This window comes from Niallia nealsonii, from assembly GCF_002835805.1.
Lineage (GTDB): Bacteria > Bacillota > Bacilli > Bacillales > Cytobacillaceae > Niallia > Niallia nealsonii.
This window is the reverse complement of the sequence record NZ_PISE01000022.1, coordinates 22,577-40,656: the sequence shown is the minus strand read 5'-3', so window position 1 is coordinate 40,656 and position 18,080 is coordinate 22,577. Positions and strand designations below refer to the sequence as shown.

The window sequence follows — 18,080 nt, the reverse complement described above, 5'->3', positions numbered from 1 at the left end:
AGAGTGTAGTGCACTACACTCTTAATTTTAGTAAGGCCTAAAATTATTTTGTAAGTTGTGCAAAATGTTTAACTGTTCTAACAAGTTGGTTAGTATAAGACATTTCGTTGTCATACCAAGCAACAGCTTTAACAAGTTGTTTGTCGCCAACAGTAATTACTTTTGTTTGAGTAGCATCAAATAATGAACCATAGCTAATTCCGATAATATCAGAAGAAACGATTTCATCTTCAGTGTAGCCAAAAGATTCGTTAGCTGCTTCTTTCATAGCTGCATTTATTTCTTCAACTGTTACGTTTTTCTCAAGAACTACTACAAGTTCAGTTAATGAACCAGTTTTAACAGGAACACGTTGTGCAGCTCCATCTAATTTACCTTGAAGTTCTGGTAATACTAGACCGATTGCTTTAGCAGCACCAGTTGAGTTTGGAATGATGTTTTCAGCTGCTGCACGAGCACGACGGAAGTCACCTTTTGGATGTGGAGCATCTAAAGTGTTTTGGTCGCCAGTGTAAGCGTGAATTGTAGTCATTAAACCTTCAACGATACCAAATTGATTTTGAAGAACTTGTGCCATTGGAGCAAGACAGTTAGTAGTACAAGAAGCACCAGAAATAACTGTTTCAGATCCGTCAAGAATCTCATGGTTAACATTGTAAACAATAGTTTTCATTTCGCCAGTAGCTGGAGCTGAAATTACAACGTTTTTAGCTCCTGCTGTTAAATGAGCTTCTGCGCTTTCTTTTGTAGTGAAGAAACCTGTAGATTCGATAACTGTATCTACTTCAAGTTCTCCCCATTTAAGATCTGCAGGGTTTCTTTCAGCAGTTGTTACTACTTTTTTACCGTTTACTAGGAAGTAGCCTTCATGAACTTCGATATCTCCTTGGAAAGTTCCTTGAGATGAATCATATTTTAAAAGATGTGCTAACATTTTAGTGTCAGTCAAATCGTTGATTGCAACAACTTCCAATTCAGGGTTTTCCATAATTTTTCTAAATGCTAAACGTCCGATACGTCCAAATCCATTAATACCAACTTTTACTGTCATTATTATTTCCTCCTCGAATTTTAAGGATATTAATATATAAAGGGAATTCCCGTTATATCAAACTTTTTGCGGCTCCTTCATCTGTAATTAATATAGTAGAAGGGGGTGCTTTTTTTAAATATGCACGTATAGCCTTTGATTTTGATGAACCTCCAGCAACAGCTATTACATTTGGCACTTCTGATAAATTTTCAAGTCGAATGCCTATTGTTTCTACTTTATGGACGACTTGACCATCTTCGTTAAAATAATAACCAAACGCTTCGCCAACTGCTTTAGCTCCTTTAATTATGTCCATATTACTAGCACTAGTCTTTCTGCGCTGTGCCATGGTAATAGCCTCACCAATGCCATGCACTAATAAATCAGCCGATTTTATCAGCCTTAGCACTTCACTGATATGAGGGTCTTTTATGATGCTTTTGTACATTTCTTCGCTTACCTCATCGGGAACATATAAGACACGATGTTTACTGTCTGTATGATCCGCCATCATTGCGCAGATAGTATTGGCTTGGTTTTTTACATCTTCCCCTATACCACCCCGGGCAGGAACAAATAGTAAGTCTCCATCCGCAACATCAGGGGTTAGCATTTCTGCAACGGAAGCCATCGTAGTGCCACCGGTAACCGCGATGATATTATCTCCTCTTAGAAGAGTTTTCATACAATTTGCTGCAGCAAGACCTATCTCTTTTTTCACCCATGGAGAATGATCACTGTCACCAGCAACAATTATTACTTTGCTGATGTTAAGTTTTTTATGCAGTAATTTCTCCATTTCATTAATACCCGTTACTTCTCTCATTACACTAGAAAGACTTTCCAAAGTTTCTTTGCCGATTGAAGTGAGTGACATTCCAATAGTAGAAATCTGTATGAGTTTCTGTTCTTTTAAAAACTCCACTTCTCCTCGCAAAACTCTTTCAGTCAGACCTAAACTTCCTGCCAAACTTCTTCTTCCAACAGGCTGCATATTATTCATGTATTGAAGTATGTAATATCTTTTTTGCATAACTGTAAGCAAATCAGGTAATAATCTTTTTTGAATCTCAATAAATGACAACATTGATGTAGCTCCTTCACTTACAGTGGTCATCGAAAGTCCCACATAGACATATTATGTCCCAGTGGATGCAAAAAAAAACATTCCTGCTACAAAATTATTCTAACACCAGTGTTAGAGATATTCAACTTAAATGAGTCTATTTTTAGTGAAATTTGGCGAAAAAGTGAAGTTTTCTCTTTGATGCAAGCCCTATATGCAATCTTATCTTTTTATCATCGGCAATTCTCTTCTCACTTATAGCTAGCATCAAAATAATAAAAAACACCTTTTTGCTATGATGGCAAAAAGGTGTTTTTTATAGTAGCGCCCTCGGAGGGAATCGAACCCCCATTTCAAGAACCGGAATCTTACGTGCTATCCGTTACACCACGAGGGCAACATAAAATGATCCACATATAGGTTTTACCTTCCTATTATATGCTAAATCCCCTCTGTTTGCAAGGTTTGAATTGTTTAAAATTATTGTGAGTGGGTATGCTGATAAAGACAATATAATTTATCAGAAACTATATACTTTCACTTTTTCAGCATATAATTGTACTAATAGATGGGCTTCGAATGATTATTCTTAACTTATAGTAGTAATCGTTTGACCTTAATTGACCATCCGTGTATCATTATGATTACATACAGCATAGAAATTTCATTCTATACTGACAGAAACAAATACTTATAACGTGAAATGATTTCAAAGGAGGATTTGCAATGAATTTAATTCCTACAGTTATTGAACAAACAAATAGAGGAGAACGTGCTTATGATATTTATTCTCGTCTATTAAAAGATCGCATTATTATGTTAGGAAGCGCAATTGATGATAATGTAGCAAACTCAATTGTATCTCAGCTATTATTTTTAGAAGCGGAAAACCCTGAAAAAGATATTTCTATTTATATCAATAGTCCAGGTGGAAGCATCACTGCTGGTATGGCTATTTTTGATACAATGCAATTCATCAGACCAAAAGTGCAGACTATCTGCATCGGAATGGCTGCTTCTATGGGTGCATTTTTGCTTGCAGCAGGTGAAAAAGGCAAACGCTACTGTCTTCCAAATAGTGAAGTAATGATTCATCAGCCCCTTGGTGGAGCTCAAGGGCAAGCAACAGAAATCGATATTGCCGCAAAACGAATTCTATTCTTGCGTGATAAATTAAACGGTATCCTTTCTGAGCGTACTGGTCAACCACTTGAAACAATTGGACGTGATACAGAACGCGATAACTTTATGACTGCAGAAAGAGCAAAAGAATACGGCCTTGTAGACCATATCATTACACGCAGCACATTAACAGAGAAAAAAGAAAACGATAAATAAACTTTATTGCAAAAGAACACCTCGCTTTTAAAAGCGAGGTGTTCTTTTACAATAGCTCACTAAGTTCTTTAAGCGCTTCCATCTCATCGCTGCCTTCAATAATTAACTTAATAGTAGCACCTGAATTAATCGCTAGCCCCATAATGCCCATTATACTTTTTGCGTTTACTTTTCTTCCATCCTTCTCAATAAATACTTCCGATAAATAATTGGATGCTTCTTGCACAAATATTGCGGCTGGGCGAGCTTGCAGGCCTGTTTTTAACGTAACAACTATTTCTTTTTCCACCATCTTTTCACAATCCCTCCTGAAAACGTTATTATTCTATATTATACAAGTAATCAATCAAAACATCATCTATTAATATAGATGCCATTTAATTATTATTATCCATGCAAAAGTTCACCTCCTTTTAGACATCGCTAAAAGGCATAAAGTGATTTGTCGCCCTAGATAAAATATTCCTTGTCTTTCTGAAACTGATTTTTTGTTAATCTAGTCTATTTTTAAAGGCAAGTCACCTTTATGACTCCTCCTTTTAATGAGCAATCCTCTAATAGGGCAACTTGCCTGTTTATATAGTATGAAAAAAGATTAAACTACACTTTCTCCCCTTCGCAAAGCTTCGGCAATTTCATCAATTTTTCTTAGACGATGATTAATGCCTGATTTGCTTATATTTCCAGAAGTGACCATCTCTCCTAGTTCCTTTAATGTAACATCCTGATATGCTACTCGTAATTCAGCGATTTCACGAAGTTTTTCTGGCAATATTTGCAAACCAACTGTCCTATCTATAAAACGGATATTTTCGACTTGTCTTAATGCGGCCCCAATTGTTTTATTTAAATTAGCTGTTTCACAATTAACCAGCCTATTCACTGAATTTCTCATATCACGCACAATGCGAATATCCTCAAAACGAAGAAGTGCACCATGCGCACCAATAATATTTAAAAATTCGGTAATTTTTTCAGCTTCTTTTAAATAAGTGATACAGCCTTTTTTTCTTTCTAACGTTTTACTGTTTAAATCAAAGGTATTCATTAACTCACATAATGCGTCAACATGTTCTTTATATAATGAAAAGATTTCCAAGTGATAAGAAGATGTTTCAGGATTATTAACAGAACCGCCAGCTAAAAAAGCCCCTCTTAAATAAGATCGTTTACAGCATTTTTTCTTGACAAGTTCTGCTGATATTTCATGTGTAAACATAAAATTTTCTGTTAATATTTTCAATTCTTCCAATATCTCTTTTGCTTTAGTTGAAAGTCGCACCATATAAACATTATTCTTCTTTAGCCGCATTTTTTTTCGTACAAGAAGTTCTACTGGAATATCAAAATACCTTTTAATCAGCGTATAGATTCTTCTCGCAATTGCTGCATTTTCGGTTTGTATATCCACCACTAATTTTTGATTAGAAAAAGATAAAGTACCGTTCATTTGGATTAACGCAGACAGCTCCGCTTTTCCGCAGCAATTTTTGACTTCAATTGTAGTTAGTTCCTTTTTTGTCTCTGAAGCGAAAGACATTTCCTTCACCTCCATTAAAAAACGCAATATTATGTAATCCACGTAGATTATTAATATAGCGTTCAAAATTATTTAAAGAGCAGTACCTAGTATACTCTTTTTTTATTTTTAGGTTTTTAAAATATTCCTGCATTTTCATTATAAGCTGTAATCCGCTTAATCAATAGACTACAAATTATGGTTGATACTCCTATTCGCTTAAAGCGTCCTTGTCTAAAAGAGAATAGAGTATTTTTGCTACTTCTAATGTATTGTGACGTATTGCTCCCTCATCTAAGCTAATAATATCTCCCACAATGACATTTAAGCCAAGATATTTCAACTGATCTGTATCAAAAAATACAGGTTTCGCTTTTTCTTCATTGTATCTTTCCTGTACAATCTCAGGGATGTTTTCTTTATTCACAAGAATCGTATCAAGAAAGGAATTCTTCATATGTCTATAGATTGCTTTGACATGATCGCTGGCGGAATAATTTAATGTTTCACCTGCTTGTGTCATAATATTGCAGATATATATTTTTTTAGCCGATGCTTTTACTAGTTCCTCTGCAATTTCTGGAACAATTAAGTTAGGCAAAATACTTGTATATAAACTGCCAGGTCCAATTACAATTAAATCTGCATGACGTATCGCCTGCAAAGCTTCTGGCAGCGGTGAAGAATCTTTTGGAGTTAAAAATACTTCTTGAATTTTCTTATCACTTTGGGGAATTCTTGATTCGCCACTGATGATTGTGCCATCCTCCATTAAAGCATTTAATACAACACTATGATTGGTTGCTGGCAATACTTTCCCACGAACATTTAATACCTTGCTCATTTCTTGTATAGCATACGTAAAATTCCCTGTTATAGAAGTCATCGCTGCAATAATCAAATTTCCTAATGAATGCCCATCTAAATCTTTGCTGTTTGAAAATCGATGCTGAAACATTTCTTCTACTAAAGGCTCCACATCCGATAAAGCTGCCAATACATTTCTTATATCACCAGGTGCTGGGATATCAAGATCATCTCTTAATCTTCCAGAACTCCCTCCATCATCGGCAACTGTTACAATTGCTGTAATATCAACAGGATACTTTTTTAAGCCTCTTAGTAAAACCGATAGACCTGTACCGCCACCGATGATTACTATTCTAGGCTGTTCATTTTCACTCATGCATATTAATCCTTTCTCCTCTTCATATCACGATGAGTTATTGATACATGATAATCTTTTTCAAAATGATGCCCGATGTGTTCTGATAAAGCAACAGATCGATGCTGTCCGCCCGTACACCCTATTGCGACAACTAGCTGGGATTTCCCTTCTTTTTTATAATGCGGAAGCATAAACGTCAATAAATCAATTACTTTCTCAAGAAATTGATTTGTTTCAGTCCATTTTAATACATAACTTGACACTTCTACATCAAGACCTGTTTTCGGGCGCATATGCTCAACGTAATGAGGATTTGGTAAAAAACGCACATCAAATACTAAGTCTGCATCAATTGGAAGACCATGTTTAAATCCAAAACTCATAACATTCACAGTGAAGATAGAATCTTTATTGCTAGAGAATTCCTTTAAGATTTTTTCTCTTAATTCCCTCGGAGAACTTTGTGATGTATTATAAATTATTTGAGCCCGGCCTTTTAATTCTTCTAGCAATTCTCGTTCCAATTTTATGCCTTCTAAAGGGAGACCCGATGGTGCGAGAGGATGAGATCTTCTTGTTTCTTTATATCTTCTTACAAGGGTGCTGTCCTCCGCATCTAAAAATAATACACGGGGCGCCACCCATGATTTTGCCATTTCATCAAGAGCACTGAATAAATGGTCAAAGAACTCTCTTCCTCTTAAATCCATAACTAATGCGACTTTATTCATCTTATTCTTGGAATCCTTCATTAGTTCTAGAAATTTTTGTAAAAGAGTTGGCGGCAAATTATCAACGCAAAAAAAGCCTAGATCTTCAAAGCTTTGTATCGCAACTGTTTTCCCAGCACCAGACATTCCAGTAATAATGACAAGTTGTGTTTCATTCAATCCACTCGCACTCATGTTTATTCCCCCTATAAATTCAGCTTGGATCTAATCGATAACTAATCAATTTAAAATCAGGCGTATACGTAAAGGTGCCATAAATAAGCCCATTGCCATGGATCATATAATCTAAAATATGATAATCGCCCTCAGCCATTGGCAAATTTTTTATTTCTTCTAAGTCATGCCATACAATTTTTCCTTCTTCTGATTCTTCTACATGAATGCCATCAGAATTGGTAGAAAAAAAGGTAAACATCATCCATTCAGATACTATCTTATCGCCATCTTTTATAATAAAAGTAAAAATCCCTTTAATATTAGGATTTCTTAAATAGATACCAGTTTCTTCCCTAAATTCACGAATACATGAGTCTCTTACTGATTCTCCTGGCTCCATTTTCCCTCCAGGAGCAACCCACCAACCACGCCTAGGTTTTTGTAATAAAAGTACTTTATTATCCTTTAATAATAAACAATTTGTCACTCGCTGCATTTTATTCACCTCAAACTTTTATAAGTAACTTATGTAGGCAAACACACTCCATTCCCTTCATTATACTATTAATGTGACACACCCACAATAAAATGACATTTGTATTTAAAGGGCAGCAATCTAGTTTTTGCATCAATCATCTAAAATTGTAGGTAGAAAAAGAAAATAGAGGAGAGTATTGCAAATCTAACTCTAAATACATCTTTTTAATGCCCCTGCTTTTCCAATTGGACAATATTTGATTAATCTATTCATTAGCATTGCTTTTGAATAAAAGTTTATTCCTATTTGACAGGCGGTAAGTCTCCATTAACAGATTGAAGGCGAGCTAAAAAGACCACTTGCTGAGAGGACATACAGTGGTCTTTCTGCTTACTCACTATTTCTGTTTAGTCTTTTTCCCGCTGTTTTGATCAAACAGACTAAAATTTACTAAATTCCATTATTTCGACTGACTTCTTTCATCCAGTAGCCAGATTTTTTGATTGTTTTCGTTTGAGGATGAATATTATTGGAAATAAATCCATAGCGATTGCGTTAAGCATTTTTCCAGACCCTTTATAGCTGCTATATCCGCTAACCACTTTCTCCTTTTTCATAAAGAAGACCTCCATGCATGTTATCGCTTCTATTACAATGTATATACTTATATATATAAAATAAATCATCTATCTTTCCAAATAATAATCGTTATTTTGTTTCTATAACTCTTCACTTTTCTATTTTTTTCATTAGTAATAAAGAAAATGGGTTTCGCGAACATTAAAAGAAGGAGATGATTTTCAGGCACAAAAAAAGCATAGGCTGATCACCTATGCAAAAAATATATATCTTAAAGGGGGTTAATTCTACTTGTATATTACCCAAAAAATGTTTCACTTTTATTACAGCAGAATTAAAAGAGGGTGACACTTTTTCGCATCTCCCTCTTACAAACCTAATTACTTAGCTTTTTCTTTTAATGTCTCCAGCAATTCTTCTACATAGTGCTGAACACTTTGTGCGGCAATGCTTCCATCACCTGTAGCTGTCACAATTTGACGCAATGATTTTTCACGAATATCTCCTGCTGCAAAAATGCCTGGAACTTTCGTTTCCATTCGTTCATTTGTCTCAATATAGCCATTTTCATTAGTAACACCAAGATTTTCAAAAGGTTTTGATAAAGGAACCATGCCGATATAAATAAATACACCATCTGCATCTAATTCCTGTTCTGTATCATCTACTGTTGAAACAAGTGTCACACTGCCAACTTTTCCATCTTTTTCATTAATGGATTTAATCGTATGATTCCAAATAAAATCAACTTTCTCATTATCGAATGCTCTTTGTTGAAGTATTTTTTGTGCACGCAGTTCATCACGGCGATGGACGATGGTAACTTGTGATGCAAAACGAGTTAAATATACTCCTTCTTCAACAGCTGAGTCTCCTCCACCAATGACAAATAGGCGTTTATTTTTAAAGAATGCTCCATCACAAACAGCACAGTAAGATACTCCACGGCCGCCAAGTTCTTTTTCACCTGGTACGCCTACTTTTTTATATTCTGCTCCTGTTGATAGAATAACAGCTCTTGCCTTATATTCTTTAGAACCTGCTTTTACTGTTTTATATTCTTTTCCATCCACAACTTCTTTAATATCGCCATATGCATATTCTGCTCCAAATTTCTTCGCATGATTAAACATCTTATTCGATAAATCTGGACCTAGGATGCTTTCAAAACCTGGGAAGTTTTCAACATCCTCTGTGTTTGCCATTTGTCCTCCAGGTATGCCTCTTTCAATCATAAGTGTCGATAAATTAGCGCGTGAAGTGTAAACTGCTGCTGTCATTCCTGCAGGACCTGCACCAATAATTATAACATCATAAATTTTTTCATCTGTCATCCTATTCTCCTCCTTTTTAATAGGCTTTGTTAAATAGTTTTTTGATAAAACATGTCGGTTCTGTATTATGAAATCTATAGTTATAAGCCTTTCAGCTAAAGCAAAGGCTTTTTCTCATTCAAAATTACCAATGTTTATGAACATAAATGTCCATATATTTTATCAAGTATTTTTTCCTTTATATCATCTATAGTATGTTTAGTACGTTAACATTATATTTTTCCTATAAGAAAAATACCTTCTAATGCCATAATAAAGTATGTGCTATTTCTACTATAAGTATGACCATCTATTACTATCCTATAAAACAAACTGCTAATAGTCCAAAAATCTGCTCACTGCAGAACCTGTTAAATGAATAATGGATACTATTTGCTTATCCTAAATAATCTGTTACTAATTTAACGTATTTTTGCAGTGTGGAAGTAGAAAGATCGTAATAAGCTGCTGCTTCTTGTTGTGAAATTTTTTCATTTCTGTACTTATGCCATATATATTCCATGGCAGCAGCAAAAGCCAGATTATTTTTCATAGAAATTCCGTCTTTGTGCAATCCAATAAAAACAGAAAACCACATTAAATATAACCCTGCCTCAGAAGTTCCAATTGGGTGATGTTTTTTATACATCAATAATGCTGTATTATGTGCATGCATAAGTGTCGGCTCTTTCATTTGAAGACCCGTTTTAATGTAAGAATAATATTGTTCTTCCAGCGGCGATAGACCAAGATATTCTGGCATTTTGATAGAGGAAATTATTTCGTCTTTATAAGAAGAAACGCTTGTTAAAAACCATGCAAATAATCGCTCTTCCAAATGATCGCTTTCTAATCTTTTGCGAATAGAATCTACATGATCTTCAAATCCAACAACATTATTTGTCATTTTATTCCATGGTTCATGCCCTTTTTTCTCAGGATTTTCTTGCAACACTTTCTCCCAAATGGATGTAGCAAAATTCTCTCTTCCTGTAAAAAAAGCCGCATAGGCTAACCAATAATGGAAAGAAGCATCTCCTGAAAACCCCTGTTTATAAAGTTTCCGCAGCCAAAAGAAAGCTGGAGTATATTCTCCTACTAATGCAAATGTTGTCCCAAGCTTATATTGATGATCAACGGACATCGGATTGATTTTTTTTAGCATTTCCGTTAATTGCTGTACATTTTCCTTTTCATCTTCATAAAAAGCAAATACTAACTTATTGCATAGTGCATGCAAGTTCCCCATGTTTTTTTCTAGTACTTCATCCAAGATACTATTTGCTTTTTTTACATCTCCAAGATAAAAATATGCTAATGCAAGATTGTTATAAGCTGACCAATACTCTGGATAATCGCCTATTACCTTATTTAATACCTCAACAGCTTTAGGAAAATGTCCTGTTTCAAGCAATTCTCTTGCTTCTTCCTGTCTAGTTATTAAATCTTCCTCTTCATATGCATCTTCCTCATGCAAATTATCTGACTCAAGTGTCAATACTTCTAGGAGATCTTCTGTATCCTCCACAAACTCCCCATCTGGATCTAATTTCAAATAAAGATTTGCATGATAGTATGCATCCTTAAAAAATCCTAAATGCGCATAATTATTTGCAAGGAAATAATAACATTCCACCATCTCTTCATCCAACTCTTCAATAATAAGATGAAGAAGCTCATTTGATTTTTTGTATTCTCCAGTATCTGCATAAACAATAGCAAGCTGGCATAGAATCATTGGTTCTCCTGGCTCTAACGCTTGCGCTCTTTGCAGATACTTTAATGATTTATAATAATCTCTTCGATGATATGCTTTAATGCCTTTTGAAAAATAATATTCGCCTGTAGGATTAAATGTAATAATTTTACCCATCGGTTGTAAAATTTTTGAGTTTTTATGCATAAAATCCTCCAATATTAATGAAAGTCCCTCTTAGAACATAACCTATAATTAACGATAACTAATGTAGTATACCATATGATAAAGCATTCAGAGAAGAAGCATTGTTGGAAGTTTTGTGTTGATTTCAACATTCTCTTAAAAGATATTGCTGTTACTCAAACGAAACTCCCAAAAAAAGAGTCCCCTAAAAAGCTGCAACAACTTCAGGTAGACTCTCCATATCCCTTATCCTTTTTCTTGGTGACGTTTTTCCAATACCGTTAAAATTTCCGCAAAAGGCAAATCTTGCTCTCTTAATAATACAAGCAAATGATATAATAGGTCAGCTGCTTCCCATTTTAATTCTTCGGCATCGCGATTTTTCGCTGCAATAATTACTTCGGATGCTTCTTCCCCAACCTTTTTAAGGATTTTATCTACCCCTTTTTCAAATAAATAGGTTGTATAAGCACCTTCTGGACGATTAGCTTCCCGTTCTTTAATCACTTGTTCAAGATTATATAAAATTTTGTACGGAGCGGAATCAAAATCTCCGCCTCCTGCATCACGATTTTGATAAAAACTTTCTACAAAGCAGCTCGTTGTGCCATTATGACAAGCTGCTCCCTTAGGATTTACTAATACAACTAAAGCATCTGAATCACAGTCAAATTTTATGTCTACAATTTTCTGCGTGTTGCCGCTAGTAGCTCCCTTATGCCACAGTTCTTGTCTTGATCTGCTAAAAAACCAAGTTTCTCCCGTTTCTATTGATTTTCCTAACGATTCTTTATTCATATATGCTAAAGTTAATACTTCTTTTGTAGCAGCATCTTGAACGATTGCTGGGATAAGTCCTTTATCGTCAAATGCTAATTCTTCCATATTCATCTAACAAGCACTCCTCTTTCTTTCAAATATTCCTTTACCTCATGTACTGATGTTTCTTTATAATGAAAGATCGATGCAGCAAGTGCAGCATCTGCTTTTCCCTCTTCGAAAAAAACATCTGCAAAATGTTCTGCATTTCCTGCACCACCAGATGCAATAACAGGTACAGTAACTGCCTCACTTACCGCTTTTGTTAAAGCTAAATCAAACCCTTTTTTTTCGCCATCTGAGTCCATGCTTGTTAAAAGAATCTCCCCTGCACCAAGTGTTACCGCTTCTTTCGCCCAAGAAATAACATCCCTGTCTGTCGCTTTTCTTCCTCCATGTGTGAAAACGCGCCAAGTATTTATCTCCTGATCAAATTTGGCATCAATCGCAACTACAATACACTGAGAACCAAAAAAATTTGCGCCTTCAGCAATTAGATTCGGATTTGTTACTGCTGCAGTATTTAAAGACACTTTGTCAGCACCAGCACGAAGAGTTTTTTTCATATCGTCTAAGGTATTGATGCCACCGCCAACTGTAAAAGGAATGGCTAGTTCTGATGCAACTTCTTTCACTACATCTACCATTGTTTTTCTGCCCTCATGGGATGCGGAAATATCTAAAAATACGAGTTCATCTGCACCTTGTTCATCATAAAATCTTGCCAGCTCTACTGGATCTCCAGCATCTCTTAATTGAACAAACTGCACTCCCTTAACAACACGGCCATCCTTTACATCTAAACATGGAATAATCCTTTTCGTTAACATGAACTACTCACCTCTAATGCTTCTTGTACAGAAAATCGCCCTTCATACAATGCTTTCCCAACAATGACGCCACGAACGCCCGCATTGCTTAATTCCTTTAATGCCACTAGATCTTCTAATTGACTGACGCCACCTGAAGCAATTACTTCTTTCCCTGTTTCTATTGCCATTTCTTTTACCGCTTGAAGATTTGGCCCGCTAAGCATCCCATCTGTTGCTATATCTGTAAAAATAAAAGTTTCCGCTCCTGCATCAGCAAATCTTTTTCCTAAATCAACTGCCCGTGCCTCTGATGTAGTAATCCATCCATGTGTAGCCACAAAGCCATTTTTTGCATCGATGCCTACTGCTATTTTTGAGCCATATTTACGAATCATTTCAATAGCAAATTCCGGATTAGACACAGCAATGCTTCCGATGATTACTCGTGTTATTCCTTTATCTAAATAATGCACGATGTCCTCTTCTGTACGTATGCCTCCACCAATTTGCACATTAACGCCTAATTTTTGAGCCGCATCAATAACAAAGGAGTCATTTACTCTTTTTCCATCTTTTGCTCCATCAAGGTCTACCATATGTATCCATTTGCTGCCTTGCTCAGCGAAATTTTTTGCCATTTCAAAAGGAGAATCTCCATAGACTGTTTCTTTATCATAGTCCCCTTGCAGCAGGCGTACACATTTCCCACCGCGCATATCAATTGCAGGATATACTGTGAAGCTCATTTATTTCATCCTTTCTTTATCAGCTGTGTAAAGTTATTTAATAATTGCATTCCTAGCTTACTGCTTTTTTCAGGATGGAATTGCATGCCATACACATTGTCTTTTCCAACAACAGCAGGTACTTCTTTATCATAGATGCTTTTTGCAATTATCACGTCTTCCTCTGTTTGTGCATAATAAGAGTGAACAAAATAAGCATAGTCATCCTGCAAGTTTTCTGTTAACAAACCGTTTTTCTGAAAAGATAATAAATTCCATCCCATATGCGGAACCTTATACGCTTCTCCATTAGCCGTTTTTCCTGAAAAACGAACGACTCTTCCTGGAAGCAAACTCAATCCTTTTGTAAGACCATGTTCTTCGCTTTCTTCAAATAGAAGCTGCATGCCAAGGCAAATGCCTAAAAGAGGGCGTCCACTTTCTACATAGGAACAAATCATCGCAGATAATCCTGTATCATTTAAACAGCTCATCGCATCTTTAAATGCACCCACTCCTGGAAGAATTAGTGCATCAGCTTCCATTAATTCTTCTTTGTCATCTGAAATAAAATAAGGAACATCTAATCGCTCAAGCGCCTTGCTGACGCTAAATAAATTCCCCATTCCATAATCAATAATGCCTAGCATATTACAGCATTCCTTTCGTAGAAGGTACCCCTTTGATTCTTGGGTCAATGGTTGTTGCTTCATCAAGAGCTCTTGCCATTGCTTTGAAGATTGCTTCAATCATATGATGAGTATTGCTTCCATAATGCAAAATAACATGCAAATTCATTCTTGCTTCTAATGCAAACTTCCATAAAAACTCATGCACTAACTCTGTATCAAAAGTTCCTACCTTTTGGCTTGGGAATTCTGCACGAAATTCTAAATGAGGACGATTGCTCAAATCCACTACTACTTGCGCTAATGTTTCGTCCATTGGCACAAAACTGTTTCCATATCTTTTAATGCCTTTTTTATCGCCGACAGCATTCTGCAAGGCTTGACCAAGGCAAATTCCAATATCCTCTGTTGTATGATGATCATCTACTTCAATATCACCATTTGCCTGTACCGTTAAATTAAATTGGCCATGTTTTGTAAAAAGATCGAGCATATGATTCATAAATGGTACTCCAGTATCAATTTCCGAAATGCCTTCTCCGTCAATATTAAATGATAGCTGAATATTTGTTTCACCTGTTTTTCTGTTTATGGCTGCTGTTCTTCCCATCCTAATCCCTCCAAAAACATCTACTAATCTATTACAATAAACATATATATTATTTATATCTTGACTCAATCGCTCTTGCATGTGCTTCTAAGCCTTCTAATCGTGCAAAAGCAGCAATTTTCTCTGCATTTTCAAAAAAAGCATTTTTGCTATAATAAATAACACTTGATTTTTTTTGAAAATCTTCGACATTTAATGGGCTTGAGAACCTCGCTGTTCCATTTGTCGGAAGAACATGATTAGTCCCTGCAAAATAATCTCCAACTGGTTCTGAACTATAACGCCCTACAAAGATTGCACCTGCATGGCGAATGGCGCCAATTCGTTCAAAAGCATCTTCTGTTATAATTTCTAAATGCTCTGGTGCTAATTCATTGATCGTTTCAACAGCTTCTTCCATTGTTTCCTTAACAAGGATTAAACCAAAATCCTCAATAGACTTTTGAGCAATTTCCTTACGGGGCAAATTGCTTAGCTGCTGTTCTACCTCTTTTGCAACAGCAACAGCAAGATTTTCTGATGTAGTAACTAAAACAGCACTTGCTCTTATATCATGTTCTGCTTGTGATAATAAATCAGCTGCTACTTCTTTTGCTTTTGCTGTATCATCTGCTAAAATGGCAATTTCACTCGGTCCTGCAATCATATCAATATCTACATCGCCAAATACTTCTCGTTTAGCAAGTGCAACATAAATATTGCCTGGTCCCACGATTTTATCCACAGGTGCAATGGTTTTTGTGCCATATGCCAATGCAGCAACTCCTTGTGCTCCACCGACTTTATATATTTCTTTCACTCCTGCAATATGTGCAGCAACTAAAACAGCACTTGGGATTTTCCCGTTTTCTCCTGGAGGGGACACCATAACAATTCTTTTAACACCAGCAACATGTGCTGGCATAACATTCATTAGAACCGATGAAGGGTATGCTGCTGTTCCACCTGGCACATACACCCCTACAGAATCTAATGGCGTTACCTTTTGGCCAAGAATGGATCCATTTTCTTTTGTTACCATCCAGGATGACTTTAGCTGATTTTTATGATAACTGCGAATATTTTCTGCTGCTTCTTTAATAATTTCTACCATGTCTTGCTCTATATCGCTATATGCTTCTTCGATTTCTTGTTCCGTTACAAAAAAATTTTTAATCTCTGTACGATCAAATTTTTGCGTATACTCCTGTAATGCACTATCTCCATTTACCCGTACATTTTCAATAATCTCTTTAACAATATTTCTCTGTTCTTCTGTCCCTGAATCTACAGAACGTTTGATAGTAATATTATCTCCGCCATAGACAATCTTCATGATAAGTCCTCCTTTCGTTCCATGTAGGTGTTATCTTGTTAATGCATTGCCTTTAACAACATGATTTAGCCGTTCCACTAAGTCGCTGATTCGTTCATCTTTCATTCGGTAACTCGCTGGATTGACGATTAGGCGTGATGTAATATCCACAATTCGTTCATATTCGATTAACCCATTTTCTACAAGCGTTTTACCTGTTGAAACAATATCAACAATTCTATCTGATAGGCCAATTATTGGCGCAAGTTCAATCGACCCGTTCAGTTTAATAATTTCTACTTGTGAACCTTGCTCCCTAAAATATGCTGCTGCAACCTTTGGATATTTTGTTGCAACCCGAGGCGCAATTTCATTTAGTTTTGTATTAGGCAATCCTGCTACAGCAAGATAGCATGCACTAATTTTTAAATCTAAAAGTTCATAAACATCCCGCTCTTCTTCTAACATCACATCTTTTCCAGCTATTCCTAAATCAGCTACTCCATGTTCCACATAGGTCGGCACATCCATTGGCTTTGCCAAGATAAACCGAAAATTCTCTTCTTCTACATCAATAATCAGCTTTCTAGAATCATCAAACTCTGGAGGCAATTTAAATCCTGCTTCACGCAATAGGTTTGCTGCTTCTTCAAAGATTCTTCCTTTTGGCATGGCAATTGTCAATACATCACTCATTTCACAACCTCCATTCCTGCTTTTCCTACTAATAATGATATTTCATTATATTGTTTGGTACATGCGTCGACATTGCCAACTCCATTAATATCCTGTGTAATCACTTTAATGCCCGCTGCTCTTTTTTCCTTTGCCAGCTCAAAAGCTTCTTTTCTGCGATCTCCACTAAATAAAATACAGTGAATATCTTTTGTTTGTTCTATTTCGCCCAGGGCTTCCAACAAATGATCCATACGGATAGCAAAACCTGTTGCCCCGGTTGATTTGCCGAATTTTTCAAGCAAAAGGTCGTATCTTCCTCCACTGCCGATTGGAAAACCTACTCCCTCTGCATATACTTCATATAAAATGCCAGTGTAATAGCTCATATGACTGACTAATGTTAAGTCCAGTTTCACTCTTCCTGCTTCTTCATAATCCACAAGAATTTCCCACAATTGTTTTAATTCATCTATGGCACTTTTTCCTTTATTATCTTCAATTAAATCATAGGCAAAATTAATTACTTCTTCTCCGCCTCTTAATTTTAAAAATTGATGCAATCTCTGTTTATCAATACTAGATAAAGACAATTTATCTACATGCTGACGATAACCAACATAATTTTTTTCATATAAATATTTAGTTAAAGCATCTGCTCTGTCCTTTGTGCCCAATATTTGCAAAAAGAAAGTCTGCACAAATCCAATATGTCCGATCGATAATTGAAAGTTTTCTAATCCTGCTTCTTTTAAAGAAGAAATCATCAAGGCAATTCCTTCACCGTCTGCACTAATTGTTTTATCCCCAATATACTCCACACCAATTTGCTCAAATTCCGCCGGGCGTCCACCTTCTCTTTGCTGTGCACGAAATACAGAAGCATTATAAGCTAATCGCAGCGGCAATTGTTCCGTTAATAATTTAGATGCAGCAACACGGGCAATTGGTGCTGTCATATCAGGTCGAAGCACAAGTGTATGTCCTTGTTGGTCCAATAATTTAAATAACTGTTGATCCAAAATCGCAGAAGCACTACCAACTGTTTCATAATATTCTAATGTAGGTGTTTCAATAAATTGATATCCCCATTTTTTTATGTCTTTTTCCATTTTTCTTTTTATTTTATTTTTTGTTTCATACGTTTCTGGTAATGTATCTCTCATGCCTAATGGCTTTTCAAACATAAATAAGCTGCTCATCATTACACCTCTTGTCGAATATTCCGAATACTTTAGTTCGCTAATATACTA

19 protein-coding genes and 1 tRNA gene are annotated in these 18,080 nt (G+C 35.8%); 1 reads left to right on the top strand and 19 read right to left on the bottom strand.

Features of this window, described 5'->3' with window-relative positions; all coding sequences use genetic code 11:
- Positions 1 to 43 precede the first annotated feature (43 nt).
- From gap to CWS01_RS10965, 3 genes are all read right to left on the bottom strand, one after another.
- A complete protein-coding gene (gene gap / locus CWS01_RS10975) occupies positions 44 to 1,051 on the bottom strand; it encodes a type I glyceraldehyde-3-phosphate dehydrogenase (RefSeq protein WP_101177246.1) in 1,008 nt (335 codons plus the stop codon).
- 52 nt (positions 1,052 to 1,103) lie between these two features.
- Positions 1,104 to 2,120 carry a sugar-binding transcriptional regulator gene (locus CWS01_RS10970; RefSeq protein ID WP_101177245.1) on the bottom strand — a complete coding sequence of 339 codons (1,017 nt, stop codon included), beginning with the start codon at positions 2,118 to 2,120 and terminating at the stop codon, positions 1,104 to 1,106.
- A 304-nt stretch (positions 2,121 to 2,424) separates the two neighbouring features.
- Positions 2,425 to 2,496 (bottom strand) — tRNA-Arg (locus CWS01_RS10965).
- Between the two features lie 329 nt (positions 2,497 to 2,825).
- Here CWS01_RS10965 and clpP point away from each other — a divergent pair.
- Entirely contained in the window at positions 2,826 to 3,437 is a 612-nt protein-coding gene (clpP, locus tag CWS01_RS10960) for an ATP-dependent Clp endopeptidase proteolytic subunit ClpP (RefSeq protein WP_101177244.1), read from the top strand.
- Positions 3,438 to 3,483: 46 nt separating this feature from the next.
- Here clpP and CWS01_RS10955 read toward each other — a convergent pair whose 3' ends face one another.
- The 16 genes from CWS01_RS10955 to CWS01_RS10885 all read right to left on the bottom strand — a co-directional run bounded on the left by CWS01_RS10955 (position 3,484) and on the right by CWS01_RS10885 (position 18,029).
- The gene (locus CWS01_RS10955; RefSeq protein WP_101177243.1) at positions 3,484 to 3,729 is read right to left on the bottom strand and encodes an HPr family phosphocarrier protein; all 246 of its coding nucleotides are present in this window, start codon (positions 3,727 to 3,729) and stop codon (positions 3,484 to 3,486) included.
- 303 nt (positions 3,730 to 4,032) lie between these two features.
- The gene (gene whiA, locus CWS01_RS10950; protein WP_101177242.1) at positions 4,033 to 4,977 is read right to left on the bottom strand and encodes a DNA-binding protein WhiA; all 945 of its coding nucleotides are present in this window, start codon (positions 4,975 to 4,977) and stop codon (positions 4,033 to 4,035) included.
- 190 nt (positions 4,978 to 5,167) lie between these two features.
- Positions 5,168 to 6,142 carry a gluconeogenesis factor YvcK family protein gene (locus tag CWS01_RS10945; RefSeq protein ID WP_101177241.1) on the bottom strand — a complete coding sequence of 325 codons (975 nt, stop codon included), beginning with the start codon at positions 6,140 to 6,142 and terminating at the stop codon, positions 5,168 to 5,170.
- A 5-nt stretch (positions 6,143 to 6,147) separates the two neighbouring features.
- Positions 6,148 to 7,029 (bottom strand): RNase adapter RapZ, encoded by an 882-nt coding sequence (gene rapZ / locus CWS01_RS10940; protein ID WP_101177240.1) that lies wholly within the window; start codon positions 7,027 to 7,029, stop codon positions 6,148 to 6,150.
- Positions 7,030 to 7,048: 19 nt separating this feature from the next.
- Positions 7,049 to 7,507: an NUDIX hydrolase gene (locus CWS01_RS10935; RefSeq protein WP_101177239.1), complete on the bottom strand. Its 459-nt coding sequence runs from the start codon at positions 7,505 to 7,507 to the stop codon at positions 7,049 to 7,051.
- A 461-nt stretch (positions 7,508 to 7,968) separates the two neighbouring features.
- Complete coding sequence (locus CWS01_RS22660) at positions 7,969 to 8,106, bottom strand: hypothetical protein (RefSeq protein ID WP_168714388.1); 138 nt, start codon at positions 8,104 to 8,106, stop codon at positions 7,969 to 7,971.
- 342 nt (positions 8,107 to 8,448) lie between these two features.
- Entirely contained in the window at positions 8,449 to 9,402 is a 954-nt protein-coding gene (gene trxB / locus CWS01_RS10930; protein WP_101177238.1) for a thioredoxin-disulfide reductase, read from the bottom strand.
- A 376-nt stretch (positions 9,403 to 9,778) separates the two neighbouring features.
- Positions 9,779 to 11,284: a tetratricopeptide repeat protein gene (locus tag CWS01_RS10925; RefSeq protein WP_101177237.1), complete on the bottom strand. Its 1,506-nt coding sequence runs from the start codon at positions 11,282 to 11,284 to the stop codon at positions 9,779 to 9,781.
- A 225-nt stretch (positions 11,285 to 11,509) separates the two neighbouring features.
- On the bottom strand, positions 11,510 to 12,154 hold the full coding sequence (gene hisIE, locus CWS01_RS10920; protein ID WP_101177236.1) for a bifunctional phosphoribosyl-AMP cyclohydrolase/phosphoribosyl-ATP diphosphatase HisIE: 645 nt from the start codon (positions 12,152 to 12,154) through the stop codon (positions 11,510 to 11,512).
- A complete protein-coding gene (gene hisF / locus CWS01_RS10915; RefSeq protein WP_101177235.1) occupies positions 12,151 to 12,912 on the bottom strand; it encodes an imidazole glycerol phosphate synthase subunit HisF in 762 nt (253 codons plus the stop codon). The genes hisIE and hisF overlap by 4 nt, the downstream gene beginning before the upstream one ends.
- The gene (gene hisA, locus CWS01_RS10910; RefSeq protein ID WP_101177234.1) at positions 12,906 to 13,640 is read right to left on the bottom strand and encodes a 1-(5-phosphoribosyl)-5-[(5-phosphoribosylamino)methylideneamino]imidazole-4-carboxamide isomerase; all 735 of its coding nucleotides are present in this window, start codon (positions 13,638 to 13,640) and stop codon (positions 12,906 to 12,908) included. Before hisA ends, hisF begins: the two co-directional genes overlap by 7 nt.
- A gap of 5 nt (positions 13,641 to 13,645) precedes the next feature.
- Positions 13,646 to 14,269 (bottom strand): imidazole glycerol phosphate synthase subunit HisH, encoded by a 624-nt coding sequence (gene hisH, locus CWS01_RS10905; RefSeq protein WP_101177233.1) that lies wholly within the window; start codon positions 14,267 to 14,269, stop codon positions 13,646 to 13,648.
- A 1-nt stretch (position 14,270) separates the two neighbouring features.
- On the bottom strand, positions 14,271 to 14,858 hold the full coding sequence (gene hisB / locus CWS01_RS10900) for an imidazoleglycerol-phosphate dehydratase HisB (RefSeq protein ID WP_101177232.1): 588 nt from the start codon (positions 14,856 to 14,858) through the stop codon (positions 14,271 to 14,273).
- A gap of 49 nt (positions 14,859 to 14,907) precedes the next feature.
- Positions 14,908 to 16,173 (bottom strand): histidinol dehydrogenase, encoded by a 1,266-nt coding sequence (hisD, locus tag CWS01_RS10895; RefSeq protein ID WP_101177231.1) that lies wholly within the window; start codon positions 16,171 to 16,173, stop codon positions 14,908 to 14,910.
- A gap of 30 nt (positions 16,174 to 16,203) precedes the next feature.
- Positions 16,204 to 16,848 (bottom strand): ATP phosphoribosyltransferase, encoded by a 645-nt coding sequence (hisG, locus tag CWS01_RS10890; protein WP_101177230.1) that lies wholly within the window; start codon positions 16,846 to 16,848, stop codon positions 16,204 to 16,206.
- The gene (locus CWS01_RS10885) at positions 16,845 to 18,029 is read right to left on the bottom strand and encodes an ATP phosphoribosyltransferase regulatory subunit (RefSeq protein WP_101177229.1); all 1,185 of its coding nucleotides are present in this window, start codon (positions 18,027 to 18,029) and stop codon (positions 16,845 to 16,847) included. Before CWS01_RS10885 ends, hisG begins: the two co-directional genes overlap by 4 nt.
- Positions 18,030 to 18,080: the final 51 nt, after the last annotated feature.